This window comes from Streptomyces sp. NPDC002181, from assembly GCF_042890485.1.
In the GTDB taxonomy this organism is placed as follows: domain Bacteria; phylum Actinomycetota; class Actinomycetes; order Streptomycetales; family Streptomycetaceae; genus Streptomyces.
Genome location: NZ_JBIASC010000011.1, coordinates 178,121 through 203,343, shown reverse-complemented (window position 1 = coordinate 203,343; position 25,223 = coordinate 178,121). Strand labels below are relative to the sequence as shown.

The window sequence follows — 25,223 nt, the reverse complement described above, 5'->3', positions numbered from 1 at the left end:
GTCTCTCGTGGCAGCGGCGGAGCGCGACAGATCCGGGCAGGGCAGCCGGGACCCCGTGACGGGCCCCGGCGAGCGGCTCGCGCTGAACGGCATGGGCAGCTTCGAGTGGGACCTTGAGGCGGGGACGCTGACGCTGGACGAGTCCGGGCTCGTGGTCTTCGACCTGGAGCGGGAGGAGTTCGACGACACCCCGGAGGGGCTGGGGCTGCGGATCCCGGCCGACGACGGCGCCCGGCTGGCGGAGGCCACGCAGGCCGCCCTGGACGGCGGCACGGAGACGTACGGCTCGTACTTCACCGTGCAGCGGCGCGACGGCGTCGACCAGTGGACGCACACGCAGGGCCGGATCCAGCGGGACGCCGGTGGCCGGCCCCTGCGGATCGTCGGGATCGTCCGGGACGCCACGGCCGAGCTCGCGCACGCCACCGTGCTGCGCAAGCTGGAGACGGCGCGGGCCCAGCAGGCCGCCATCGTGCAGCGGACGACGGAGGCCCTGTCGCGGGCGGTGACGGTCGACGACGTCACGGCCACGCTGACCGGCGCGGGGGCGCTGGAACGCCTCGGCGCCGACGGGCTGGCCCTGGGGCTGGTCGAGAACGGCGCCATCAAGATCATCGCGCTGAGCGGGGAGTCGCTGGAGATCCTCAGCGAGCGGCGGTTCACCCGGCTGGACGGCTCGCTGCCGCTGTCGCAGGCGGTGCTCACCCGCAAGGCGCGGTTCGTCACCTCCCTGGCCGAACTGGCGGGGGAGTTCCCGCTGCTCGCGGACTACCTGAGCCGGATCCGGTTCGACGCCGCCGCCTACCTGCCGCTGATCGCGCAGGCCAAGGCCATCGGCGGGCTGGTGCTGTTCTACCGGCGGCGCACCGAGTTCAGCCCGGAGGAGCGCAACCTCTGCCTGGGCCTGGCCGGCATCGTGGCGCAGTCCCTCCAGCGGGCGCTCCTGTTCGACCAGGAGCGGGAGTTCGCCACGGGACTGCAGGCCTCGATGCTGCCGCGCCGGATCCCCGAGATCAGCGGCGGGGAGATCGCGGTGCGCTATCACTCCGCGTGGAGCGGGCGGGAGGTCGGCGGGGACTGGTACGACGTGATCGCGCTGCCCCGCGACCGGGTGGGCATCGTCGTGGGCGACGTACAGGGCCACGACACGCACGCGGCCGCGATCATGGGCCAGCTGAGGATCGCGCTGCGGGCGTACGCGGGGGAGGGCCATCCGCCGTCCACCGTCCTGGCCCGGGCCTCCCGCTTCCTCGCGGAACTGGACACCGAGCGCTTCGCGACCTGCATGTACGCGCAGGTGGACCTGGAGACCGGCGGCGTACGAGCGGTCCGCGCGGGCCACCTCGGGCCGCTGATCCGGCACACGGACGGGCGTACGGGCTGGCCCAACGTACGGGGCGGACTGCCGCTCGGGCTGGCCTCGGTGTTCGAACAGGAGGACTTCCCCGAGACCCGGCTCGACCTGGTCCCCGGGGAGACGCTGGTGCTGTGCACCGACGGCCTGGTGGAGGAGCCCGGCACCGCCATCACCCAGGGCATGGAGGCCCTGGCGCACGCCGTGCGCAGCGGCCCGCACGAGGCGGGGGCGCTCGCCGACCACCTGTCGGACCGGCTCTGGGAACGCTGGGGCTCCGGGGACGACGTGGCCCTGCTCGTGCTGCGCCGGGCGCCCGACCCGGGCACCCACCGGGCTCCGCGGATCCACCAGTACATCCACCAGGCGGACCCGGAGGGGCTCTCGGAGGCCCGCTACGCCCTGCGCCAGGCCCTGCGCGACTGGGGCATGCCGGACCTCGCCGACGATGTGGAACTGGCCGCCGGGGAGCTGCTGGTCAACGCCCTGCTGCACACGGACGGCGGGGCGGTGCTGACCATGGAGGTGCTGCCGGAGCCGGTCCGGCGGATCCGGCTGTGGGTCAAGGACCGCTCCAGCGTCTGGCCGCGCCGGCGCACCCCGGGCGAGGCGGCGACCACCGGGCGCGGGCTGCTGCTGGTGGACGCGCTGGCCACGCACTGGGGCGTGGAGTCCCGGGGCGACGGCAAGGCGGTGTGGTGCGAGTTCGACGTCGCGGGCAGCGTACGCGGCATGGGGTGACCGTGTGGTCACCCCGAGTTGTGGGATGCCGGGGCCGGAGTGATGATGCCGTCCATGGAACGGACGACCACACGGACCGGGATCCCGCCGTGCACCGGCTGAACAAGCGGCCGGGCAAGGGGGCGGCGACCGCTCTCCTCGGGCTGCTCCTGCTGTCCGCCGGCGTACCGGCGGCCGTGCACCGTGCGGCCGGGCGCCCGCAGACGGATCCCGGCTGCCGGACGGTCGCGTTCATGTCGATGACCGGCGTGGCCCCCGCCTGCAGGTAGCGGCGGGCGCCGCCCACCGGCCGGGAACGGGCGCTCAGCGGTGCTTCTCCTCCAGGACGACGTCCCGCTCGGCCTGCGCCAGGTAGGACACGCGCACGCTGAACCCGGAGTTCAGGCTCGCCGCCTGGAGCCTGGCCTCCGCACCGGCCGCACCCCGGTGCAGGTGCACCAGTTCCAGTGGGGCGGACGCGGACCAGTCGTGCTCCTGTCCGTCGCACACGGCCTCCTCGCCGCCGAAGCCCAGGCGGGTGGAGTCCTGGGTGAGCGTGACCTGGATTTGCACTCCACGGGGTGACGAGGGCGTGCACACGTAGGTCCCGTAAAGGGTGACGCGGTCGCCTCCGGAAAGGTGGCCGACGTCCTGTACGGAAATCGCATTCTGGTGGGAACGGGCGTCCGCCGGGGCGGTGAACGCGGTGGTGGCGGCCAGTGCGGAAAGCGCCGTCACGGCCAGGCGGCGGGTGGAAACTCGCATGAATCCTCCATGGGGGTGGGTCGGCACAAAAGCGCCGAAACGCATTGTGCTGGCAGATGGCGGGCAACTCCTTCCGCACACTCGTGTCGGTGTGTGCAATTTCCCGCTCGGGCGCGTGAGACTGGCCGGAATACCTCCCGAAGGTCCCCGAAGGGATCAGCCATGCGCCAGTCCGCTTCCGTCCTCGCCGCCGCTCTCCTGCCCGTCCTGCTGTTCGGTGCCACAGCCTGCTCCGGCACCCCCGAGGGGCCCGCGCTCGCCCCCGCCGCGGCGCCCGCCGTCCCGGTGGACGACGGGGTGCCGGGGGCCGGGGAGGATCCGGCGGCCCCGGGGGCGGCCCGGGCCGCCTCGAAGGACGCCCATGTGGGTGATGCCGTACGGGTGCGCGGCCGTCAGATGGGCCGGCACCTGCAGGCCGTGCTCAACGCGTACGTCGACCCCGCGGTCAGCGTCGAGAAGAACTACGCCCCGCCCGCGGGCAAGCGCTGGGTGGCCGCCTCGATGTCGTTCGTCAACGTCGGCGGGGACTCGTACGGGGAACTGGGGCACATGTGGGCGTACGACAGCGCGGGAGGGCGCCACCGGGTGGTGCCGACCGGTGAACTGACCACCGGAAAACCCCTCGTCTTCGATTCCCTCGCCGTCGGCCAGCGGGCCGAGGGGTGGGTGGTGTTCGAAATTCCGGAAAAGGCGCGCATCGTGCGGCTCCAGTACCAGGACGCGAACATGCAGGCGAATTCCGCAGAGGGATTCTGGGCCGTCTAGCCCGCCCGGGTGAAAGGCCGGAAAGGGTCGGCGGAGAGAGCACTAGGGTGCGGCGCATGACTTCAACTCAAGCCGAAACCGACCGGTCCCATCTCGGCACCCTTTCGGTGCTCGCATGGATCGGCGACCCCGCCGAGGGCCACGACATCCCGTACCTGCTCGCCTACACCCTCGGCGACGGGCCGCAGGGGCGGGAGGCCGGCGAGACCGCCGCCCGCGGGCTGCTGGAGGAGATCGGCCTGCCCATCGGTGACGTGGTCATGGACGGCACCCGCAACCCGGCCGGTTTCCCCGTGCAGATCGTGCTCGCGGACAACCAGGTCGCGCTGACCCTGCCGGGGCTGAACGCGACCTGCACGGCCCCGGACGAGTGGGTCGCCGCGGCCAACGAGAGCGGCCAGGCCTACTTCCTCTTCGCCACGCGCGCCTGGCCCGAGGCCGTCCCGGGCCAGCCGGTCGACCCGAAGACCCTTCAGGAGTTCGCGGGCGACGAGTCCGTGCTCACGGGCAGCGCCCACTGCGTGCTCGCGGTGCGCCGCCTGCAGTAGGGCTCTTCCGGCCGCGCGTGAGCACTCCCGCGGATCCCCTCCAGCTCCGGCCGCCGGGCCCCCAGCCCGCCCGGTGGCCGGCGCGCCCCTCAGGGGCGTTCGAAGGCGAATTTGAGCGAGCGGACCCGGTTGTCGAAGTTCGAGCCCGCCAGGTCCGGGAGCCCCACCGCCCGCAGTCCGACCGGCCGGGTCAGCAGCTCGCGGAACAGGGCCTTCATCTCCACCCGGGCCAGGTGCGCGCCGAGGCAGAAGTGCGGGCCGCCGCCGCCGAAGCCCAGGTGCGGATTGGGCGAGCGGGTGATGTCGAAGGCGTCGGGGTCGGGGAAGACGGCCTCGTCGCGGTTGGCGGAGGCGTAGTACAGCACCACCTTGTCGCCGGGGTGGAACAGGTGGCCGCCCAGGGTGTGTTCGGCGGCGACGGTCCGGCGGAACTGGATGATCGGCGTCGAGTGGCGGATCATCTCGTCCACCGCGCCGTCCGCGTACGTCTCGAAGTCCTCCAGCAGCAGGTCCCGTTGGGCGGGGTGGTCGGTCAGCAGGCTCAGCCCGTGGGTGATCGCGTTGCGGGTGGTCTCCACCCCGGCCACCATCAGCAGCGAGAAGAACGCTCCGAGCTGGCGGGCGTTCAGGGCCTGTCCGTCCACATCGGCGCAGACCAGCGCCGAGATCAGGTCGTCCGTCGGGTTCTTGCGCCGCTCCCGGCCGATGCCCGCGACCATCCGCTGCATCCTGGCCAGCGCCCGAAGCCCGCGCCCGGGCATCCGCAGCCGGGCGGCCAGGCCCCGCTCGACGCCGATGTTCTCCGAGGCGTGGTTGACGCGGTCGGCGATCTCGGCGCGGTGGCGCTCCGGGATCCCCATCATGTTGCAGATGACCTCCAGCGGCAGCCGGGAGGACACGGCCGAGACGAACTCGTCGGGCTCCCGCACCAGTACGTCGTCCACGATCCGGGCGGCCACCGCGTGGATGTCCGCCTCGGCCGCCGCCAGCAGCCGCGGTGTGAACGCCCGCTGCACGATCTTGCGCAGCTGCGCGTGGTCCGCGCCGTCCAGGTTGACCATCGAGTCCCCGAACAGCGCCCGCACCCACCGGGCCGGCTCGGGCGTGGTCACCCCGGGCGCGCTGGCGAACACCTTGGGGAGCCGGCTCGCCTCCTGCACGTCCGCGTGCCGCACGAGGGCCCAGTGGCCGCGCCCCTTGCCCTCGGGCACGTAGACCGGCGAGTCCAGGGCCCGCAGCCGGGCGAACGCCGCGAGGCGCGCCGCCGGGGGCTGCTGCCAGAACGCCGGGTCGGCGAGCTCCCCGTACTCCGCCACCGCCGAGCCCGTGTCCGCGTACCGCTGTACCGGGACCTTCATCGTTTCTTCTCCCTGTCGCCGGCGCGCTCGCTCGCCGCGGCCGCCGCGGCCGCGGCGCCCGCCGTCCTCACGCACCAGAACGCGCCCGGTCGGCCAAGGTCACGCCCACCGCGACGGAGGCCGAGGCGACCAGCCCCGCCCACAGCACCGCCTGCGGACCGGCCCACGCGCAGGCGAGGATCGCCGCCGCCGTGAGCGGCAGCACCAGCTGCTGGGCCGTGCCCCGCTTGAAGTGGCGGGAGTGCAGGAGCCAGACGAATGCGAGGAAGAGAGCCGCCGGAACGCACACCGAGAGATTGGCGGACAGCGCCGAGACGTGGGCCTTGCCGACGGCGTGCTCGATCGCCACTTCGAGGCCGGCCCCGATGGCCGCGGCCGCGGCGAAGATCACGTAGTGCCCGTACCCCCACGGGATGGCCTCGCGGTTGCCCCTCAGCCGGTCGTGCGCGGGGACGGCGAAGTAGATCCACCAGGCCGCGAAGACCAGCAGCAGCCCGCCGGCGGCGATCGGCAGCAGCTCGCCCAGCGCCTCGTGCTCGTCGATCGCCGACTGGACCGCGACCGTGCTGGCGGCGATGGTCTCGCCGAGCACGATGATGGTGAACAGGCCGTACCGCTCGGCGATGTGGTGCGGGTGCCAGTGGGTCTGGTAGCTGCGCTCGGCGACGGCCGGGATCAGCAGCTCGATCAGCACCAGGATCAGGAACAGCCACCTGCGGGAGTGCTCGGGGGCGGCGAGCAGCGCCACCCAGCCGGCCTGGCAGACCAGCAGGCCGATCGCGTACGTGAGCGCGGTGCGCCGGGCGGCCCCCTGCTCCCCGGCGGCGGCGCGCAGCCACTGCACGGTGAGCGCGAGGCGCATCACCACGTAGCCGAGGACGCAGATCGTCCAGTCGTTGTCGTTGAAGGCGCGCGGGATCCCGGCCGCGTAGATGAGCACACCGGCGATCTGCACGAGGGTCGCGATCCGGTACGGCACGTCGTCGACGTCGTAGGCGGAGGCGAACCAGGTGAAGTTCATCCAGGCCCACCACACCCCGAAGAACACGAAGAGGTAGCCGGTGATGCCGTCGCCGACATGGCCCTCGGCGAGCGCGTGGACCAGCTGCCGGCCGGCCTGCGCGACGGCGACGACGAAGCAGAGGTCGAAGAAGAGCTCCAGCGGGGTCGAGGCCCGGTGGCTCTCGTGCCTGCTGCGGGAGGTCATCGGTACGTACGTCATGCCGCACAGGACAGCAGCCTTGCGCCGGACGGCAGGCGAGGCGCGCGGTCGGGGTCCCAGACCTACGCACTGTGGGCGACGGGACCTTGTCCTTGCCGGCCGCGCGACGTTCTCCTCTGATGCCGGGGGGCGGGCGGGACGGAGCCTGGAGGGGTCAGGACCCTCAGGAGTCTTCTCAAACACCCAGGACATGCCATGAGTTCCGCCACGCAGGATCTGCGCACGGAGACGGGCCGCCGCGCGCAGGCGCCCGATCCGGCGCAGTACCGCCCCGGCCGCACCATCACGGACTGGACGCCCGAGGATCCGTCCTTCTGGCGGACCACGGGCAAGCGGGTCGCCACCCGCAACCTGTGGATCGCGGTGCCGGCCCTGCTCGTGGCCTTCGTGGTCTGGCAGGTCTGGAGCATCACGGCGACGAACCTGAAGGACGTCGGCTTCGGCTTCAGCCAGTCGCAGCTGTTCTGGCTGACGGCCGTTCCGGGCATCACCGGCGGTACGGCGCGGATCCTCTACACCTTCCTCGGGCCGATGATCGGCCAGCGCCGGTTCACGGCGATCTCGACGGTGGTGCTGGTCGGACCGCTGCTGTGGCTGGGCTTCGCCGTGCAGAACCCGGACACCCCGTACGCCACGATGATCGCGATCGCCGCGCTGTGCGGCATCGGCGGCGCGAACTTCTCCTCCTCGCTCGCCAACATCGGCTTCTTCTACCCCAAGCAGGAGAAGGGCAACGCGACCGGCATCAACGGCGGCCTGGGCAACCTCGGGGTCTCGGTGGTCCAGCTGCTCACCCCGATCCTGATCACCTCGTCCGTGCTGGCGATCGGAGCGGGCCAGAAGAAGGCGAACGGCTCGGAGATCTACCTCCAGAACGCGGCGTTCGTCTGGATCCCGGTCCTCGTCGTGCTCGCCGCGGTCGCCTGGTTCGGGCAGAACGACCTGAAGGTGGCCTCCACCCCCTTCAGCCGGCAGAAGGTCATCTTCAAGCGCAAGCACAACTGGCTGATGACCTGGCTCTACGTCGGCACGTTCGGCTCCTTCATCGGGTTCGCGGCGGCCCTGCCGCTGCTGATCAAGACGACCTTCCCGGCGTACTCGGTGGCGACGTACGCCTGGATGGGCCCGGCGCTGGGCGCCCTCGCCCGCTGGGCGGGCGGCTGGATCGCCGACAGGCTCGGCGGCGCCCGGGTGACGATCCTGTCCTTCCTGGGCATGGCCGGCTCGATCATCGGCGTGATCACCTTCCTCCCCGCGGGCTCGGACCAGGGCTCCTTCCCCGGCTTCTTCCTCTGCTTCCTGTCGGCTTTCTTCTTCTCGGGCATCGGCAACGGCTCGACGTTCCGCCAGATCCCGGTCATCTTCCGGGGCCAGCACCTGAAGGGCCTGACGGAGGGCACGCCGCAGTACGCGGCCGCGCTGAAGCAGGCGGAGATCGAGTCGGGCGCGGTCACCGGTTTCACGGCGGCGATCGCGGCGTACGGCTTCTTCTTCATCCCGGCGATGTTCGCCAACTTCCCGGTGACCGGCGCCATGTGGGGATTCGTGGGCTTCTACGCCAGCTGCGTGGCGGTGGCCTGGTGGTTCTACGCCCGCAAGGGCGCGGAGGCCCCCAGCTAGGCCGACTCCCGCCGTGGCGGGGCGGGTTGACACGGAGCGGGACCTGCACCACCCTTTCACTACTTGCCTAGTGAAAGGGTGGTGTTGGCGTGCTGGAGTACCGCATCGACCGGCGCAGCGGCATCGCCACGTACCTCCAGATCGTCCAGCAGACCAGGCAGGCGCTGCGCCTGGGCCTGCTGGAGCCCGGCGACAAACTGCCGACCGCGCGCGAGGTCGTCGAGGCCACCGCCATCAACCCGAACACCGTGCTCAAGGCGTACCGCGAGCTGGAACGCGAAGGGCTCGTCGAGGCGAAGCGGGGCCTCGGCACCTTCATCCGGAGGTCCCTGGGCAGCGCCCCGGCCGACTCTCCGCTGGTCGAGGAACTCGCGGACTGGGCACGGCGGGCCCGGGGGGCCGGGATGGAACGGGACGACGTCGCGGCGCTCTTCGCATCCGTACTGGAACAGCAATTCAAGGGGGACGGCGACTCATGACGGAAACCGTGATCGAGGCGGAGGGCCTCGGCCTGCGCCACGGACGCCGGGGAGGCTGGGCGCTGCGCGACTGCTCCTTACGGCTGAGCGAAGGACGGGTGTGCGCGCTCGTCGGTCCCAACGGGGCCGGGAAATCGACGCTGCTGACCCTCCTGGCCCGGCTCGCCCTCCCCACGGAGGGCACGCTGCGCACGGCGCCGCCCGAGGCACTGGCCTACGTGGGGCAGGACAAGCCCCTCTACCCGCAGTTCACCCTCGCCGAGACCCTGCGCATGGGCCGCGAGCTCAACCCCGGCCGCTGGGACGCGAGGGCGGCGGAGCGGATCGTGGCGGGAATGGAGCTCGACCCGGGCACCAGGATCCGCACCCTCTCCGGCGGCCAGCGCACCCGCGTCGCCCTGGCGCTGGCCCTCGGCAAGCGCCCCGGCCTGCTGCTCCTGGACGAGCCGATGGCCGACCTCGACCCGCTCGCCCGACACCGTCTGATGGGCGCCCTGATGGCCGACGCCGCCGAGAACGGCACCACCGTGGTGATGTCCTCGCACATCCTCACCGAGCTGGAGGGCGTCTGCGACCACCTCGTCCTCGTCGACGGCGGCCGGATCCGCCTCAACGGCCCCATGGACGAGCTCCAGGCCGCCCACCGGCTGCTCACCGGCCCCGTCGCCGCCCGCGCCGAACTCGCCCCGCACACCGTCGTCGAGACCCGCACCACGGGCCGCCGGATCACCGCGCTGGTGCGGCCGCGGGGCCCCGTCGACGGCCGGACCTGGGAGGCGGTGCACCCCTCGCTGGAGGAGCTCCTGCTCGCCCATCTGCGTTCGCCCGACGCCCCGTCGTTCGCCATCGACGACTCCCTCGCGAGTGCGGGGGTGCGGGCATGAGCGCGCTGACGCTGAAGGGCCCGTACTGGGTCACCGCCCGCCAGCACCGGCGCGTGCTGTGGGCGATACCGGCCGTCGTGGCCGCGAGCCTCGCCGCGGTGGTCGCCCTGCGCACGGGGGCGGGGGACCCGTACTCCGACCCGTCGTCCCTCGTGCCCCCGCCCCCGGACCGCTGGTACGACCTGCTGCGGCTCTCCATGCAGTCGGCGGGCACGGCGCTGCTGTTCCTGCCGATGCTGGTGGGGGCCTTCGTGGCCGGCCCGATGACCGCTCGCGAGCTGGAGAGCGGCACGTGGCGGCTCGCCCTCTCCCAGTCGACGACGGCGAGGGCGTGGCTCGGCGCGAAGGTCCTGGTGGCGGCGGGGGTCTGCGTACTCGGCTCGGCCGCACTGGCCGGCGTCTACCGCCTGGGCTGGGTCCGGGTGTACGGCACCTATCAGCTCCACTGGGCGGACCGCGGGCCCTACGAGGCGGGGGGTCCGGTGCTCGCCGCCTACTGCCTGCTCGGTGTGGCCGCCGGAGTCCTCGTGGGCCAGCTGGTGCGGCGCACCCTCGCCGCCATGGCCGTCACCGGCCTCCTCGTCGGCCTGATGCTGCTGGCCCTCGGCGCCCTGCGGTGGTCGTTCCTCCCGGTGCGGACGGTGATCACGCCCTTCCCCCGCGGGAGCGCGGCCGGAGGACAGCCGGGTTCGTCCCTGCTGATGGACTCGGGACTCGTCACCGCCACGGGCGGGCGCCTGCCGATGTACGCCTGCTTCGAGCGGACCGGGAACATGAACGCCTGCCCCGCCGACATGAACGTCATCGGCCGGTACGCCGATTTCCACCCGGTCTCGCACTACTGGCCCACGCAGCTCATCGAAACCTCCCTCGTGCTGGCCCTGGCCGCCGTGCTCCTCTACGCCGCCTTCCGGCTCGTGCGCACCCGGCAGGGCTGAGACCCGGCTCTTGTGAAGATCTTCACAAGCTGCGCCGTGGACTTTCGGCCCGGATGAAACACCAGGTGGGAGGTGGTGTCGACCCGGATGGCCGGTGAGGGTGCGGGACCTTCGGACGTCGGATCGGGACCAATGCGGCGCCAGATGATCGATCAAACGGCGTGCAATGGAGTCAAGCGATGATGCGACGGAAGAAGGTGCCGGCCATGACTGTCACTCCTGCGGAGACCACGACGAACGGCGAGGCCTGGGAGGGCTTCAGGGGCGGTCTGTGGCGCGACGCCATCGACGTCCGCGACTTCATCCGGCAGAACTACACGCCGTACGAGGGCGGCGACGAGTTCCTGGCCGGCCCCACCCCCCGTACCACCGCCGTGTGGAAGGCCGTCGCGGACAGGTTCCCCGAGGAGCGCGAGAAGGGCGTCCTGGACGTCGCGTACGACATCCCGTCGACCATCACCGCGCACGCGCCCGGCTACATCGACCGCGACAAGGACCTGATCGTCGGCCTCCAGACCGACGCCCCGCTCAAGCGCGCGATCATGCCCAACGGCGGCTGGCGCATGGTCGCCGGCGCCCTGGAGACGTACGGCTACCCGGTCTCCGAGGAGCTGGAGAAGGTCTTCACGCAGTACCGCAAGACGCACAACGCCGGTGTCTTCGACGCCTACACCCCCGAGATCCGGGCCGCCCGCAAGGCCGGCGTCGTCACGGGGCTGCCGGACGCGTACGGCCGCGGCCGCATCATCGGCGACTACCGCCGCGTGGCCCTGTACGGCGTCGACCGCCTCATCGCGGTCAAGAAGGAGGAGAAGGAGGAGCTGAACTCCCTCTCCGCGAGCCCCCGCCCGCTGGAGGAGACGATCCGCCTGCGCGAGGAGCTCGCCGAGCAGATCCGCGCGCTCGCCGAGCTCAAGGCGATGGCCGCCTCGTACGGCCACGACGTCTCCGCCCCCGCGCGCACCGGCCGCGAGGCCGTCCAGTGGCTGTACTTCGCGTACCTGGCCGCCGTGAAGGAGCAGAACGGCGCGGCCATGTCGCTCGGCCGGACCTCCACTTTCCTCGACGTCTACCTCCAGCGCGACATCGAGGCCGGCCTCCTGACGGAAGAGCAGGCGCAGGAGCTCGTCGACGACTTCATCATCAAGCTCCGGATCGTGCGCTTCCTGCGCACGCCCGAGTACGACCAGCTGTTCTCCGGCGACCCGACCTGGGTCACCGAGTCCATCGCCGGCATGGGAGAGGACGGGCGCCCGCTGGTCACCCGCACCTCCTTCCGCTACCTCCAGACCCTCTACAACCTGGGCCCGGCCCCCGAGCCGAACATGACCGTCCTCTGGTCGCCGCGGCTGCCGCGGGGCTTCAAGGAGTTCTGCGCCCGGGTCTCGATCGACACCTCGTCGGTGCAGTACGAGTCCGACGAGCTGATGCGCCCGCGCTTCGGCGACGACACCGCGATCGCCTGCTGCGTGTCCGCGATGCCGGTCGGCAAGCAGATGCAGTACTTCGGCGCCCGGGTGAACCTCGCCAAGACCCTGCTGTACGCGATCAACGGCGGCCGGGACGAGAAGTCCGGCGCCCAGGTCGGCCCGGCGAGCGGCGCCATCACCGCGGACGTCCTCGACTACGACGAGGTCATGGCCAAGTTCGACACGCAGATGGAGTGGCTCGCCGACACCTATGTCCACGCGCTGAACGTCATCCACTACATGCACGACAAGTACGCGTACGAGCGCCTCGAGATGGCGCTCCACGACCGCGACGTGCGCCGCACGATGGCCTGCGGCATCGCCGGCCTGTCGGTCGCCGCCGACTCGCTGGCCGCCATCAAGTACGCCAGGGTCGGCGTGGTCCGCGACGAGACCGGGCTGGCCGTCGACTACACCGTCGAGGGCGAGTACCCGGCGTACGGGAACAACGACGACCGGGCCGACGGCATCGCGGTCCGGCTGGTCGAGGAGTTCATGCGCAAGGTGCGCCGCCACCCGACGTACCGCGGCGCCGAGCACACCCAGTCGGTGCTGACGATCACCTCGAACGTCGTCTACGGCAAGAAGACCGGCAACACCCCGGACGGGCGCCGCGCCGGCGAGCCGTTCTCCCCGGGCGCCAACCCGATGAACGGCCGCGACACCCACGGCTACGTCGCCTCGGCACTGTCGGTCGCGAAGCTGCCGTACGAGGACGCCGAGGACGGCATCTCGCTGACCAACACGGTCACCCCCGACGGACTGGGCCGCACCCCCGAGGAGCGGATCGAGAACCTCGCGGGGGTGCTCGACGGCTACATGGCCGGCGACGGCTTCCACATGAACGTCAACGTCCTCAACCGCGAGGTGCTGCGGGACGCCATGGAACACCCGGAGAACCACCCGCAGCTGACCATCCGGGTCAGCGGCTACGCGGTGAACTTCGTCCGCCTCACGAGGGACCAGCAGCTCGACGTGCTGAACCGCACCTTCCACGGCTCGCTGTAACCCACGCGAACGGGCGGTCCGGGGGCCGGTCCGGGGCCGGTCCGGGGCCGGCCCTCATCCGGCTCCGGACCGCCCGCCAAGGATCTCCCACAGAGATCGAGAAACGACGGAACACAGCTCAAGGGGTGCCCGCCATGACCGTCCTGCTTCCCCTCCCCACCACCCTGGCCGCTGCCGCGACCCACCGGCCCAGCGAGGGCTCGGTGCACTCCTGGGACCTGTCCACCGGCGTCGACGGGCCCGGGACCCGCTTCGTCACCTTCCTCTCCGGATGCCCGCTGACCTGCCTGTACTGCCACAACCCCGACACCTGGCGGATGCGGGCCGGCAAGCGCACCTCGGCGGACGAGATCATCGCCGAGGCGCGCAAGTACACGCGGTTCATCACGGCCTCGGGCGGCGGCGCCACCCTCTCCGGCGGCGAACCGCTGCTCCAGCCCGTCTTCGCGGGCGAGCTGCTGCACCGGATGAAGCACGAGCTCGGTCTGCACACCGCCCTGGACACCTCCGGCTTCCTCGGCGCACGGGCCACCGACGCGCTGCTGCGCGATGTGGACCTCGTCCTCCTGGACGTCAAGTCCTGGGACCGGGAGACGTACCGGAAGGTGACCGGGCGGCCGCTCCGGCCGACGCTGGACTTCGCCCGCCGCCTCGCCGGCCTCGGCAAGGAGGTGCACCTGCGCTTCGTGCTGGTGCCGGGGCTGACCGACGCCCGGGAGAACGTCGAGGGCGTCGCCGCCTTCGCCGCCGGCCTCGGCAACGTCGCGCGGGTCGACGTACTGCCCTTCCACAAGCTGGGGGAGGGGAAGTGGGAGGCGCTCGGCAAGGAGTTCACCCTGCACGACACCCCGTCGCCGACGGCGGAGCAGGTCGCGCGGGCCAGGGCGGTCTTCGAGGCCCGCGGGCTGACCGCCGTCTGAGGCGTCTGAGGCGTCTGAGGCATCTGAGGCGAGCAAGGCGTGTGAGGCGAGCGAGGCGTGCGAGCTGTGTAGGCGGGTAGGCGTGCGGGCCGTGCGGGTCTGCAGGAGGCTCACTCTTCCAGCCCACCCCCGTATACGTCATAACGGGCCTAATCGGTACAGACCACCTAGCGTGGTGCTGTGTCCGAGCCCTCAGAAGCCCTCGCCGCGGAGCCGCCCCCGCCCCCGCCCCCGTCCGTGCCTCCGCGCCCGGCCGCGCCGCCGCTGACGGGGACCCTCCCGCCGGCCGGACCGTCCGTCACCGCCCGGGCCACGCTCGCCGGCACGGTCGTCTCGCTGCTGCTGATCGCGGCGATCGTGCTCGGCAGCCGGCTCCTGCGCGACTTCGACTCCGCGCTGCTGCCGTACGCCGTCGCCACCGTCTTCCTCGCCTTCGGCGTGGCCTACCGGTACACGGTCTGGGTCTCCGCGCCCGGCGCCCGGCGCCTGTTCAAGAAGGGCTTCGGCAGCTTCTTCTCCGCCGCCAACTTCCGCAAGGCCCCCACCGCCGTACCGCGGATGATCGCCACCTACCTCGGCTTCCAGAAGTTCCTGGGCGCCCGCTCGCGCTCGCGCTGGGCCGCCCACCAGATGATCTTCTGGGGCTGCCTGCTGGCCGCGGCGATCACCTTCCCGCTCACCTGGGGCTGGTTCACCTTCACCTCCTCCACCGGCTCGGGACCCGGCTACGAGATGCGGATCTGGGGCTTCAAGATCCTCGGCTTCAACGCGCTGAACTTCGTCGGCTGGCTGATGTTCCACGGCCTGGACATCGCCGCCGCGCTGGTCATCCCCGGGGCCTCGTACTTCCTGTGGCGGCGGATGAAGGACCGCGGGGCCATCACCGGCCAGCGCTTCGCCTACGACCTGCTGCCGCTGATCTGCCTGATCGTGATCTCGGTGACCGGGCTGCTGCTGACCTTCTCGTCGATCTTCCTGCACGGCGGCGGCTACGAGTTCCTGGCACTGCTGCACATGGTGTCGGTGGTGTTCACCCTCATCTACATCCCGTTCGGGAAGTTCTTCCACATCGTCCAGCGGCCGGCCGCCGTCGGCATGCAGCTGTTCAAGTACACGGCCCGCCAGGACGAGCAGGTCTTCGCCTGCAAGCGCTGCGGAGAGCCCGTCGACACCGCCCCGTACGTCGAGAACCTGCGCGGCACGATGCAGGACCTGAAGCTCGACTTCAACGCCTTCGTCGAGTACTGCCCGCGCTGCAAGCGGGTCCTGCGCGGCAACGCGTACCTCGCGCACGTCAAGAAGGGCTTCAAGTGACCGCGACGGACCCCGCCAAGCCGGCCGCACTGCCCCTCGACCCGTCGATCGCCCCGCCCGGCACGCGCAACTTCCGCGACGCGGGCGGCATCCCGGCCGACCGGTGGCACGCCGACCAGAACGGCGAGACCCTCGTCCCCACCCACTGCTGCTTCTGCGGGGTGCAGTGCGGGATGTACCTGCGCGTGGACCGCGGCGGCAAGGTGTTCGGCGTGGAGCCCCGCAACCACGACATCAACCGGATGCGGCTGTGCCCCAAGGGCATCAACGCCTACCAGCAGGTCAACCACCCCGACCGGCTCACCGCCCCGCTCATGCGCCGCTCCCGGGACGAGGAGTTCCGGGAGTGCTCCTGGGACGAGGCCCTGGACTTCACCGTCTCCGAGATCCGCCGCATCCAGGACGCTTACGGGAACGACGCGTTCGGGCTGCTCGGCGGCGCCAGCCTGTTCTCGGAGAAGACCTACCTGGTCGGCAAGTTCGCCCGGGTCGCCCTGAAGACCAAGCACGTCGACTACAACGGCCGCCTGTGCATGGTCAGCGCCGCGGGCGCCAACAAGCTCGCCTTCGGCATCGACCGGGCCGGCAACCCCTTCTCCGACATCCTCCTCACCAACTGCCTGCTCATCGCCGGGTCGAACGTGGGGGAGTGCTTCCCCGTGATGACCCAGTACCTGTGGGGGGCACGGGACCGGGGCGCCACGCTGATCGTGGTCGACCCGCGCGAGACGGCCATCGCCCGCACCGCCGACATCCACGTCGCGATCAAGCCCGGCACCGACTCGGCCTTCTTCAACGCCGTCCTGCACGTGATCGTCGCCGAGGGCCTGACCGACGAGGCCTACCTCGCCGCCCACGCCACCGGCTGGGACGAGGTCAAGGCGACCGTCGCGCAGTACCCGCCCGCCCGCTCCGCCGAGATCTGCGGGGTGCCCGCGGAGCAGATCGTCCAGGTCGCCCGCGTCTTCGCCGGTGCGGCCAAGGCCATGGCCTGGCACGCCCGCGGCATCGAGCACCACTCCCAGGGCGTCGAGAACTGCCTCTCCGTCATCAACCTGTGCGTCGCCACCGGCCACATCGGCAAACCCGGCGCCGGCTACGGGACCATCACCGGCCAGGGCAACGGCCAGGGCGGACGCGAACACGGCCAGAAGTCCGACCTCCTCCCCGGCGGCCGCTCCATCACCAACCCGGAGCACCGGGCGCAGATCTGCCGGATCTGGGGCATCGAGGAATCCGAACTCCCCGGCGCCGGCACCTCCATGATGGAGATGGTCTGGCAGATGCAGCGGCGGGAGATCCGCGGCCTCATCGGCATCTGCAACAACCCCTTCGTCTCCCTTCCCAACTACGCGGTGGTCAAGGACGGCTACGACACCGCCGAGTTCCACGCGCAGTTCGACTTCTTCCTCTCCGAGACCGCGGCCAACGCCCACGTCGTCTTCCCCGTCACCACCTGGGCCGAGGACGAGGGCGTGATGGCCAACGCCGAGGCCCGCGTGGTCAAGCACAACAAGGCCCAGGAGCCCCCGGCCGGGGTGCGCACCGACACCTGGGTCATCTGCGAGCTCGCCCGCAGACTCGGCGCCGGAGCGCACTTCGAGTTCCCCGGCTCCCGCGAGGTGTTCGAGGAGCTGCGGATCGCCTCCGCCGGCACGGTCAACGACTACTACGGCATCACCTACGACCGGCTGGAGGAGACGGGCGGGATCGCCTGGCCCTGCCCGTCCACCGAGCACCCGGGCACGCCCCGGCTGTTCGAGGACGGCCGGACCTACCACCCCGACGGAAAGATCCACCTCCAGGTCGTGGAATGGCATCCGCCCATGGACGCCTACACCGAGGAATTCCCCCTCTCGCTCACCACCGGCCGCACCGTCGCGCACTTCCTCTCCGGCAACCAGACCCGCCGCCTGGGCGCCCTCGTCGAGCAGACCCCCCGCCCCTGGGTGGAGGTCCACCCCTCGCACGGCTTCAGGAACGGCGACCCGGTCCGGGTGGTCACCCGCCGCGGCAGCGAGGTCTTCCCGGCCCTGGTCACCGAGGCCATCCGCCCCGACACCGTGTTCATCCCGTACCACTGGCCCGTCCCGACGGCCGCGAACGCCCTGACCATCGACGCCCTCGACCCCCGCTCGAAGATCCCCGAGTACAAGGTCTGCGCCGCCCGGATCGAGGCCGCCGAGCGGGTCGACGAGGTGCCCGCGCCTCCCACGGCCCCGGGCCACGAGGCCTACCCGGAGGCCCAGGCCTCCCGCACCGACCGCCTGCCCCCCACGTCCCCGCAGGGGCGTGGCACGGCGGAGAGGAGCTGACCCCGCCATGATGGGCCGCACGATCTTCATCGACCCGGGGCGCTGCATCGGCTGCCAGGCCTGTGTCTCCGCCTGCCGCGAATGCGACTCCCACCGCGGCAAATCGATGATCCACCTGGACTACACCGAACCCGGCATGTCCGTCGCCTCCCTTCCGACCGTCTGCATGCACTGCGAGGACCCGGTCGCCCCCTGCGCCGAGGTCTGCCCCGCCGACGCGATCCTGGTGACCGCCGACGGCGTGGTCCAACAGGCCGACACCACCCGCTGCATCGGCTGCGCCAACTGCGTCAACGCCTGCCCCTTCGGCGTCCCGAAGATCGACCTCCAGGCGAAGCTCCAGATGAAGTGCAACCTCTGCTACGACCGCACCGCCTACGGCCTGGCCCCGATGTGCGCCACCGTCTGCCCGACCGGGGCCCTCTTCTACGGAACCCTCGAAGAGCTCCAGGCCGAACGCCCCGGCGTCCAGGTCGCCGACTCCTTCGCCTTCGGCGACGTGATGGTCAGCACGGGCGTCGCGATGGTCGTCCCCGCCGACAAGGTCCAGTGGCCCGTCCCCGGCGGCCTGCCCGTCGTCGAGATCAACGGAGTGGATGTCCGATGAGCCTGACCGAACCGCCCCCGCCCGCCACGGGACCGGAACTCGCGGGAGAGGACGCCGCCGAGCGGCTGCGCGACCGGATCAGCGCCGACTCCCTCACCACCCGCCGCGACTACCTGCGGATCGTGGCCACCGTCTCGGGCGGCCTCGCCATCGGCGGTGTGGGCGTCGCCTCCGGCATCCTGCACCGGCACGGTGACAGCGAGAGCCTGCCCCGGACCAAGAAGGTCGCCGACCGGCTGGCGCCGGGAGAGTCCGTCGCCTTCCGCTTCCCGGGGGACGAGGACCGGGCCCTGGCCGTACGGCTGTCGGACGGCTCCCTCGTCGGTTACTCCGCCGTCTGCACCCACCTGGCCTGCGCCGTGCTGTGGCGCGAGGACCGGGGCGCCGACGGGGAGTTGTACTGCCCCTGCCACGAGGGCGTCTTCGACGCCCGCACCGGCGAGGTCACCGCGGGCCCGCCGCCGCGCCCGCTCCCCAGGATCTTCCTGACCGAGGAGATCGACGGCAGCGTCTGGGCCGTCGCGACCGCCCGGTCGGGAGAGTCGGCGAGGGAGGCCCTGTGCCGGCAGTTCGGCGAGGACCGGCCCGACACGGCCCGCCGGCTCGGCTGCCCCGGTGCGGACCGCGCCACCGAGAGCAGGCGTACATGAGCAACGGCGCCCTGCCTCCGCGCCCGGACTACCAACCGGGCAGTGCCCAGCCCCGGCTGAACCGTCCGGTGCACGAGCGGTATCCGCAGATCCGCCCCACCAGCGGCTACGGAGACCCGCGGATCCGGCACACGGGCCCCGGTCCGGGCGCCGGATCCGAACAGGAGCCGGAGCGCTCCTCGAAGCTCAACGCCCGCCTGGCCCTGGCCCTCACGGTCGTGATCGGCCAGCTCTGGGCGCTGACGGTGACCGTCAACGAGTGGATGGAAGGCAACACCGCCACGGCCTGGTGGGGCGCGGGATTCCTGGTCCTGTCCTTCCTCGTCGTGCTCGGACTGTGGCTCCTCGACCCGAAGGACCGATGACCATGTCCATACCCACCCCCACCCCCACCCCGTCCCCGGTGCGCCCGCACCGCCGCGAGACCTACAAGCCGGGCGCCACCATCGGCGACTGGCGGCCCGAGGACGAAGGGTTCTGGCAGTCCACCGGCCGTACCGTCGCCCAGCGCAACCTCTGGGTCTCGATCCCGGCGCTGATGCTCGGCTTCGTGGTCTGGCAGGTCTGGTCGGTCACCGTGGTCAAGCTGAACGACGTCGGTTTCGGCTTCTCGAAGTCGTAGCTGTTCTGGCTGACGGCCATCCCCGGCATCACCGGCGGCACCTTCAGGATCCTGTACACCTTCATCGGGCCGATCTTCGGCGAGCGGAAGTTCACCGCGTTCAGCACGATCATCCTGGTCGGGCCGATGCTGTGGCTGGGCTTCGCGCTCCAGGACACCGGCACTCCGTACTGGGAGCTGGCGCTGATCGCTGCCGTCTGCGGGATCGGCGGCGCGAACTTCGCCTCCTCGATGGCGAACATCGGCTTCTTCTTCCCCAAGCGGGAGAAGGGCAGCGCCAACGGCCTCAACGGAGGCCTCGGCAACCTCGGCGTGAGCGTGGTCCAGCTCGTCGCCCCGCTGGTGGTCACCGCCGCGGTACTGGGCGCGCCCGCGGGCGGTCCGCAGCACGACGCGAAGGGGAACACCGACATCTGGCTCCAGAACGGCGCGTTCCTCTGGGTGCCGCTGCTGGTGATCATGGCGCTGCTCGCCTGGTTCCTGATGAACGACCTCCGGGTGGCCTCGGCCCCCTTCAGCCAGCAGAAGATCATCTTCAAGCGCAAGCACAACTGGCTGATGACCTGGCTCTACGTCGGCACCTTCGGCTCCTTCATCGGGTTCGCGGCCGGCCTGCCCCTGCTGATCAAGAACAACTTCGAGGGGCAGGGCTACCAGGCGACCACCTATGCCTGGATCGGCCCGTTCATCGGCGCGCTCATGCGCTGGGCCGGCGGCTGGCTCTCCGACAAGATCGGCGGCGCCAGGGTCACGATGCTCTCGTTCGTCGGTATGGCCGCGGCTCTGGTCGTGGTGATCTTCGCGCTGCCCTCGGGTGGCGACCAGGGCAGCTTCTGGGCGTTCTTCATCGGCTTCCTCGCCGCCTTCGCCTTCTCCGGGCTGGGCAACGGATCGACCTTCCGGCAGATCCCGGTGATCTTCCGGGACCAGCACATGCGGGAGGCGGAGGGCAAGGGGCCCGAGGCGCAGGCCGCGGCGCTGAAGCAGTCGGAGATGGAGGCCGGCGCCGTCACGGGCTTCTCCTCCGCCATCGCCGCCTACGGGTTCTTCTTCATCCCCGCGATGTTCGCCGCCATGGCCGTCACGAACGCGCTGTGGCTCTTCATCGGCTTCTACGCCACCTGCCTGGCCGTGTGCTGGTGGTTCTACGCCCGCCCGGGTGCCGAGGCCCCCAGCTGACCCCGAGCCCGGATCGGGGCGGGATCGGGGCCGGAGGCCGGGGCGGGGGCGGCCGTACCCTGGAGGCATGAGCAGCGCCCCCGCTTCCGACCCGCAGTCCCCGCAGCCCGAGCCCCGGCCCGAGGCCGCGCCCGCGCCGCGCCCCAAGCCCCGGCTCGTCTTCGACGACCCGCTGGACCAGCAGTCCTCGGACGACACCGACCGCGGGTGGGGCGAGCGGCCGGCCTCCGCCGGGAGCGCTGCCGACCTGGCCCGCTTCCTCGACGAGAAGCCGCCGCACCACGTCTGACCCGCTAGTAGCCCTGGCCGGGGTGACCGTACTGGCCGCCCTGGCCACCTTGGCCGCCGTAACCGCCCTGGCCACCTTGGCCGCCCTGGCCGTTCTGGCCGCGCTGGGCGATGAGCTCGTCCCGGATCTCCTTGAGGACCACCAGCTCGGTGATCTCCATGGTCTCCTGAACGCCTTCCTTGGCCCGGCGGCGCTGCTCCATCCGGGCCAGGTACTTCGCCATCGGCAGCACCATCAGGAAGTAGACGACCGCGGCCGTGATCAGGAAGGTCAGCGCGGCGTTCAGCACCGAACCCCAGAGGATGTTCACGCCGATGGCATCCCCCTTCGCATCGACACCGCAGGGGCCCTTCAGGCAGGACGTGTAGCCGTCCAGACTCTTCGTCCCCACGGCGCCGACCAGCGGGCTGATGATCCCCTTCACGACCGAGTTCACGATGTTCGTGAACGCGGCGCCGATGACGACCGCCACCGCCAGGTCGACCACGTTGCCGCGCATCAGGAAGGCCTTGAAGCCTGCCAGGACGCCTTCCTTCTTCTTCTCGCTCACCACTGAGCCTCTCTTCGAATCCGCCGAACATGGAGCCAACGGTTCCGAAAGCTACGGCAGTCCGGGCCCGGCGTGTCCAATCGGTGCCCGTCTTGTAGTGACTTGACTGCACGCACGTCCGATTCAGCACAGTGTCACCGCCAGCCGTGCCACGGCGCCCGCCCCCACGAGAGCCCGCGCGGTGTCCCGGGGCACCGACAGGACGACCAGCGCCCCGGCGTCCCCAACGCCCTGCTCCGGAGCGGGCACTTCGGCCACGCGCGCTCCGGCGGCCACCACCCTCGGCGGGCCCGCGCGCTCCGCCGCGACCACGTCCACCCGGTCCCCGGGCCGCAACAGCCGCACCGTCGCGGCGTCCGCGATGCGCACCGGCGCAGACACCCACCGCACCGCCGCCGGCGGGGGTTTCACCTCGGGTGGCGGAGCCGCGCCCCGCGAGGCCTGGGCCGCCTCCGTCCCGCCCACCACCGCCAGCGCGGCCGCCAGTACGGCCAAGCCGGCCGAAGCGGCCCGCCGCCGACGCCGTACGGCCCGGCGCAGCCGGTCCCCGCCCCGCCCGACGCGAAGCGGGGGAAACGGGGGCACGGGCCGCGCGGGGGGACACGTGGAAGAGGCGGAAGAGGAGGAAGAGGAGGAAGAAGAGGAAGAGGAAGAGGAAGAGGAGGAGAAGCACGAGGACTTGGACATGACGGTCACCACCGGCGAATCGAGTTCCGACGCCCGGACCCGCCGCCCGGACACCCCTCACGATCCGCCGCCCCGCCCACTCCCGCTCGCCCCTGTGGACAATCCCCAGCCTGTGGACAACTCCGTCACCCACAGGAGTGAGCCGGCCAACCAGCTCCCGGACCGTCCTTGTCGGGTGATGTGGTGGTCCGCGTCTCCGCGAGACGGGGCGCTCATCGCCGGCTCGGGTTTGGTGTTCAGTGACTCGGCGAGAGCGAAGGGTTGCTCAGTGCGGCGAAAGGTGTCGCGACGTCCACGGACTGCTGGTAAGTGAGGCCGTATCGTTCGCCCTCATCCGCCGGCTGGTTGCGCGCGCCGATGCCCGCACCGATGCTCGAATTGATGCCGTCCCTGTTTACCGTCATCCAGGAAGTCACGTAACGAGGCTCCCTCGTCACATTTGTGATGGTGTTATTGTGGCGTACCTCCGCGAAGTGTGTAGCGGTTGTGTTGCATTGCTCGGGGCAGCCTTCGATGCCGTACTGGTCGTTGGTGAAAGAGAGCGAGCGGCTGGCTGCGAATTCTCCTGTGGACATAGCCGCGCGGTCTCGGCGAAGAATCAGGGCATTCGCGTTGGCCCGCACGAGATCGAAGTGGGCGCTGCGCGGCATCTGGGCGATCTTCACCGTGCTGAACTCGGCCCCGGGCTCAAGCCAGGAGCCCGGAGCAACCCACCATCCGGTACTGATCAGTTTCGATTCTGGGGGTGTGCGGTAGAGGTCCGTGTCGCGACTCTGCCATGCGTCCGTCTTCCGCTTTTCCGGAGGGCGTTCCGTCTGGGTGAACTCGGCTGTCTCACCCCGGACCCAGAAGATCGTTTCGAGTACGTAGACCGGCACTTTCCCGCTGTTCCTTACCCGGAAGTCCACCGGAAGGTGAATGGTCGACCCCTCGATTTTCGATACTCCGAACTTTACTTCAGTGGTGATGAAGGGCTGCATGGCGCTGGGCTGGTACATGGCCGAGTAGACAAAGTTCGCGCCGGTGAAGGCAACGGTCAAGGCCACTCCGATAGCCACGCCCTTCGGAGAGGGGATCTCGTGCCAGGCTCTCTGCTTGTGAAGGAGTGCGGTGGTCCAGGCGGCCCAGACCCAGACTGCGAAGATCATCGGCACAAGAGGCGGGAACTCCATTTCATCGTGCCAGACGAAGACGAGCAGGCTGCTGACCGCCAGCGCGATGAGTGAACCTCCGAGGCTCACCGCCCCCGAGTACCTCCCCTTGCGTTTGGCCCAGTAGTCCAAGGCCGCGAGTGCAGCCGCCCCCTCGACCGCCCCTGCGGCGACAAACAAAGCCCCCGTGACACGTCCCGCGAAGGTCAACGCATTGAACGCGTCGTCCAGGCCGATGTAGGCGAACAGGGCCATGGAACCCAGAAATCCCGCCACCATCACCACGAGCGTGACGAGCCGCCGGGGCCGATGCGGCCAAGTCGTGCTGCCCGCCTCGCGCCAGCGGACGATGGACGGATCGTTCAGATCCACATCATGCGGGAAGCCGGCACGCCGCAGGATCCTGCGGAGGTCGCGCAGGGACCATGCGGCGCCAACCGGGATGCCGCCGACGGTGACCTCGCGCAGACCGCGGCTGTCGGGAGGCTTGACCACCACCTTGGGATGCTTGCCCATGGAGCCAGGGTCGTGGCAGGGCCCCCAGGCCGCACCCCGGATTGCTCCAGGCGCCCTGCCGGGGTGCGGAGGCGGGTTACGGCAGTTCGATGCCGAGGTCCCAGCCGTCGTGGGCGTGGGTGCACAGGCAGGCGCGGGAGTCCGTCGGGGGGAGGGCGGAGACCGCGTCGAAGAGGACCTCGCGCAGGCGGCCGACGTTCTCGCCGAACACCTTCAGGACCTCCGTGTGGGACACGCCCTCACCCGTCTCCGCACCCGCGTCCAGGTCCGTGACCAGCGCCATCGACGTGTAGCAGAGGCCCAGCTCGCGGGCGAGGACCGCCTCCGGGTGGCCCGTCATGCCGACGACCGACCAGCCCATCGCCGCGTGCCACTTCGACTCGGCGCGCGTCGAGAAGCGGGGGCCCTCGACGACGACCATCGTGCCGCCGTCCACCGGCTCCCACGCGCGGCCGCGCGCCGCCGCCAGCGCCACCGAGCGGCCGACCGGGCAGTACGGGTCGGCGAAGGTGGTGTGCACGACGTTCGGCACCGTGCCGTCGGGCAGCGGCTCGCCGTCGAAGAAGGTCTGGGCGCGGGACTTCGTACGGTCGACCAGCTGGTCGGGAACGAGCAGGGTGCCCGGGCCGTACTCCGTGCGCAGGCCGCCGACCGCGCACGGGCCGAGCACCTGGCGGACGCCCACCGAGCGCAGCGCCCACAGGTTCGCCCGGTAGTTGATCTTGTGGGGCGGGACCTTGTGGCTGCGGCCGTGGCGGGGGAGGAACGCTACCTGGCGCCCGGCCAGCTCACCGAGGAAGAGGGAGTCGCTCGGGGGCCCGTACGGGGTGTCCACCCGGACCTCGGAGACGTCGTCCAGGAAGGAGTAGAAGCCCGAGCCGCCGATGACACCGATCTCTGCGTTAGCCATGCCGCCACCCTAACCGGGCATGCGCGAGGCCCCGCCGCCCGGAAGGGCTGCGGGGCCTCGCGCATCAGAGACGGGAGATCAGGCGGCCGACGTCGAGCTGCTGCTCGTGCTCGACGAAGAAGACGACGAGGACGTCGACGAAGCGGCCGGGGCGGCGGCAGGCGTGGACGGCTTCGAGGAGGCAGGCGTGCTGCTCGACGAGGCGCCGCGGCTGTCGTTCCGGTAGAAACCGGATCCCTTGAAGACGATGCCGACCGCGGAGAACACCTTCTTCAGGCGTCCGTGGCAGTTCGGGCACTCGGTCAGTGCGTCATCGGTGAACTTCTGCACGGCCTCAAGGCCCTCACCGCACTCGGTGCACTGGTACTGGTAGGTCGGCACGA

26 protein-coding genes are annotated in these 25,223 nt (G+C 71.0%); 18 read left to right on the top strand and 8 right to left on the bottom strand.

Annotated elements, in window-relative coordinates; genetic code table 11:
- The first annotated feature begins 7 nt into the window (after window positions 1-7).
- Window positions 8-2,095, top strand: coding sequence for a SpoIIE family protein phosphatase (locus ACFYXV_RS25420; RefSeq protein WP_385472215.1), 2,088 nt, complete (start codon window positions 8-10; stop codon window positions 2,093-2,095).
- A gap of 89 nt (window positions 2,096-2,184) precedes the next feature.
- The gene (locus tag ACFYXV_RS25415; protein ID WP_383337945.1) at window positions 2,185-2,364 is read left to right on the top strand and encodes a hypothetical protein; all 180 of its coding nucleotides are present in this window, start codon (window positions 2,185-2,187) and stop codon (window positions 2,362-2,364) included.
- Between the two features lie 34 nt (window positions 2,365-2,398).
- On the opposite strand, the gene ACFYXV_RS25410 is transcribed toward ACFYXV_RS25415, so the two are convergent.
- The gene (locus ACFYXV_RS25410) at window positions 2,399-2,839 is read right to left on the bottom strand and encodes a DUF6299 family protein (protein WP_389384114.1); all 441 of its coding nucleotides are present in this window, start codon (window positions 2,837-2,839) and stop codon (window positions 2,399-2,401) included.
- Between the two features lie 162 nt (window positions 2,840-3,001).
- On the opposite strand from ACFYXV_RS25410, the gene ACFYXV_RS25405 reads away from it, so the two are divergent.
- Window positions 3,002-3,604: a hypothetical protein gene (locus tag ACFYXV_RS25405; protein WP_385472185.1), complete on the top strand. Its 603-nt coding sequence runs from the start codon at window positions 3,002-3,004 to the stop codon at window positions 3,602-3,604.
- 56 nt (window positions 3,605-3,660) lie between these two features.
- Entirely contained in the window at window positions 3,661-4,152 is a 492-nt protein-coding gene (locus ACFYXV_RS25400; RefSeq protein WP_359169438.1) for a DUF5949 family protein, read from the top strand.
- Window positions 4,153-4,241: 89 nt separating this feature from the next.
- Here the strand turns inward: ACFYXV_RS25400 and ACFYXV_RS25395 are convergent, their stop codons facing one another.
- Together ACFYXV_RS25395 and ACFYXV_RS25390 are read right to left on the bottom strand one after the other, a co-directional pair.
- Window positions 4,242-5,510, bottom strand: a complete 1,269-nt coding sequence (locus ACFYXV_RS25395) for a cytochrome P450 (protein ID WP_389384113.1) — start codon at window positions 5,508-5,510, stop codon at window positions 4,242-4,244.
- Between the two features lie 67 nt (window positions 5,511-5,577).
- Entirely contained in the window at window positions 5,578-6,732 is a 1,155-nt protein-coding gene (locus tag ACFYXV_RS25390; protein WP_389384112.1) for a low temperature requirement protein A, read from the bottom strand.
- Window positions 6,733-6,927: 195 nt separating this feature from the next.
- Between ACFYXV_RS25390 and ACFYXV_RS25385 the strand changes: the two genes are divergently transcribed.
- The 14 genes from ACFYXV_RS25385 to ACFYXV_RS25320 all read left to right on the top strand — a co-directional run bounded on the left by ACFYXV_RS25385 (window position 6,928) and on the right by ACFYXV_RS25320 (window position 21,026).
- Entirely contained in the window at window positions 6,928-8,352 is a 1,425-nt protein-coding gene (locus ACFYXV_RS25385) for a NarK family nitrate/nitrite MFS transporter (RefSeq protein WP_389384111.1), read from the top strand.
- 89 nt (window positions 8,353-8,441) lie between these two features.
- A complete protein-coding gene (locus tag ACFYXV_RS25380) occupies window positions 8,442-8,831 on the top strand; it encodes a GntR family transcriptional regulator (RefSeq protein WP_385472172.1) in 390 nt (129 codons plus the stop codon).
- Window positions 8,828-9,715 carry an ATP-binding cassette domain-containing protein gene (locus ACFYXV_RS25375; RefSeq protein ID WP_385472169.1) on the top strand — a complete coding sequence of 296 codons (888 nt, stop codon included), beginning with the start codon at window positions 8,828-8,830 and terminating at the stop codon, window positions 9,713-9,715. Before ACFYXV_RS25380 ends, ACFYXV_RS25375 begins: the two co-directional genes overlap by 4 nt.
- The gene (locus tag ACFYXV_RS25370) at window positions 9,712-10,653 is read left to right on the top strand and encodes an ABC transporter permease subunit (protein WP_389384110.1); all 942 of its coding nucleotides are present in this window, start codon (window positions 9,712-9,714) and stop codon (window positions 10,651-10,653) included. The genes ACFYXV_RS25375 and ACFYXV_RS25370 overlap by 4 nt, the downstream gene beginning before the upstream one ends.
- Window positions 10,654-10,859: 206 nt before the next feature.
- Complete coding sequence (gene pflB / locus ACFYXV_RS25365) at window positions 10,860-13,130, top strand: formate C-acetyltransferase (RefSeq protein ID WP_389384109.1); 2,271 nt, start codon at window positions 10,860-10,862, stop codon at window positions 13,128-13,130.
- A 134-nt stretch (window positions 13,131-13,264) separates the two neighbouring features.
- Entirely contained in the window at window positions 13,265-14,050 is a 786-nt protein-coding gene (pflA, locus tag ACFYXV_RS25360) for a pyruvate formate-lyase-activating protein (protein WP_389384108.1), read from the top strand.
- A gap of 180 nt (window positions 14,051-14,230) precedes the next feature.
- Complete coding sequence (locus ACFYXV_RS25355; protein ID WP_389384107.1) at window positions 14,231-15,364, top strand: MFS transporter; 1,134 nt, start codon at window positions 14,231-14,233, stop codon at window positions 15,362-15,364.
- Complete coding sequence (locus tag ACFYXV_RS25350) at window positions 15,361-17,679, top strand: molybdopterin oxidoreductase family protein (RefSeq protein ID WP_389384106.1); 2,319 nt, start codon at window positions 15,361-15,363, stop codon at window positions 17,677-17,679. Before ACFYXV_RS25355 ends, ACFYXV_RS25350 begins: the two co-directional genes overlap by 4 nt.
- A gap of 7 nt (window positions 17,680-17,686) precedes the next feature.
- The gene (locus ACFYXV_RS25345) at window positions 17,687-18,286 is read left to right on the top strand and encodes a 4Fe-4S dicluster domain-containing protein (RefSeq protein ID WP_030865674.1); all 600 of its coding nucleotides are present in this window, start codon (window positions 17,687-17,689) and stop codon (window positions 18,284-18,286) included.
- A complete protein-coding gene (locus ACFYXV_RS25340; protein ID WP_385472152.1) occupies window positions 18,283-18,936 on the top strand; it encodes a ubiquinol-cytochrome c reductase iron-sulfur subunit in 654 nt (217 codons plus the stop codon). Before ACFYXV_RS25345 ends, ACFYXV_RS25340 begins: the two co-directional genes overlap by 4 nt.
- On the top strand, window positions 18,933-19,301 hold the full coding sequence (locus ACFYXV_RS25335) for a hypothetical protein (protein WP_389384105.1): 369 nt from the start codon (window positions 18,933-18,935) through the stop codon (window positions 19,299-19,301). The genes ACFYXV_RS25340 and ACFYXV_RS25335 overlap by 4 nt, the downstream gene beginning before the upstream one ends.
- Window positions 19,302-19,303: 2 nt before the next feature.
- The gene (locus tag ACFYXV_RS25330) at window positions 19,304-19,558 is read left to right on the top strand and encodes a hypothetical protein (RefSeq protein WP_389384104.1); all 255 of its coding nucleotides are present in this window, start codon (window positions 19,304-19,306) and stop codon (window positions 19,556-19,558) included.
- On the top strand, window positions 19,559-20,737 hold the full coding sequence (locus tag ACFYXV_RS25325) for an MFS transporter (RefSeq protein WP_389384150.1): 1,179 nt from the start codon (window positions 19,559-19,561) through the stop codon (window positions 20,735-20,737).
- Between the two features lie 67 nt (window positions 20,738-20,804).
- Window positions 20,805-21,026 (top strand): hypothetical protein, encoded by a 222-nt coding sequence (locus ACFYXV_RS25320; RefSeq protein ID WP_366100482.1) that lies wholly within the window; start codon window positions 20,805-20,807, stop codon window positions 21,024-21,026.
- Window positions 21,027-21,030: 4 nt separating this feature from the next.
- On the opposite strand, the gene mscL is transcribed toward ACFYXV_RS25320, so the two are convergent.
- The 5 genes from mscL to ACFYXV_RS25295 all read right to left on the bottom strand — a co-directional run bounded on the left by mscL (window position 21,031) and on the right by ACFYXV_RS25295 (window position 25,221).
- Window positions 21,031-21,579, bottom strand: a complete 549-nt coding sequence (mscL, locus tag ACFYXV_RS25315; RefSeq protein ID WP_385472141.1) for a large conductance mechanosensitive channel protein MscL — start codon at window positions 21,577-21,579, stop codon at window positions 21,031-21,033.
- Window positions 21,580-21,699: 120 nt separating this feature from the next.
- A complete protein-coding gene (locus ACFYXV_RS25310) occupies window positions 21,700-22,071 on the bottom strand; it encodes a hypothetical protein (protein WP_389384103.1) in 372 nt (123 codons plus the stop codon).
- 428 nt (window positions 22,072-22,499) lie between these two features.
- Window positions 22,500-23,930, bottom strand: a complete 1,431-nt coding sequence (locus ACFYXV_RS25305; protein WP_389384102.1) for a hypothetical protein — start codon at window positions 23,928-23,930, stop codon at window positions 22,500-22,502.
- A 76-nt stretch (window positions 23,931-24,006) separates the two neighbouring features.
- Window positions 24,007-24,840, bottom strand: a complete 834-nt coding sequence (locus ACFYXV_RS25300; RefSeq protein WP_389384101.1) for an S-methyl-5'-thioadenosine phosphorylase — start codon at window positions 24,838-24,840, stop codon at window positions 24,007-24,009.
- Window positions 24,841-24,918: 78 nt separating this feature from the next.
- Entirely contained in the window at window positions 24,919-25,221 is a 303-nt protein-coding gene (locus ACFYXV_RS25295) for an FmdB family zinc ribbon protein (RefSeq protein ID WP_385472129.1), read from the bottom strand.
- Window positions 25,222-25,223: the final 2 nt, after the last annotated feature.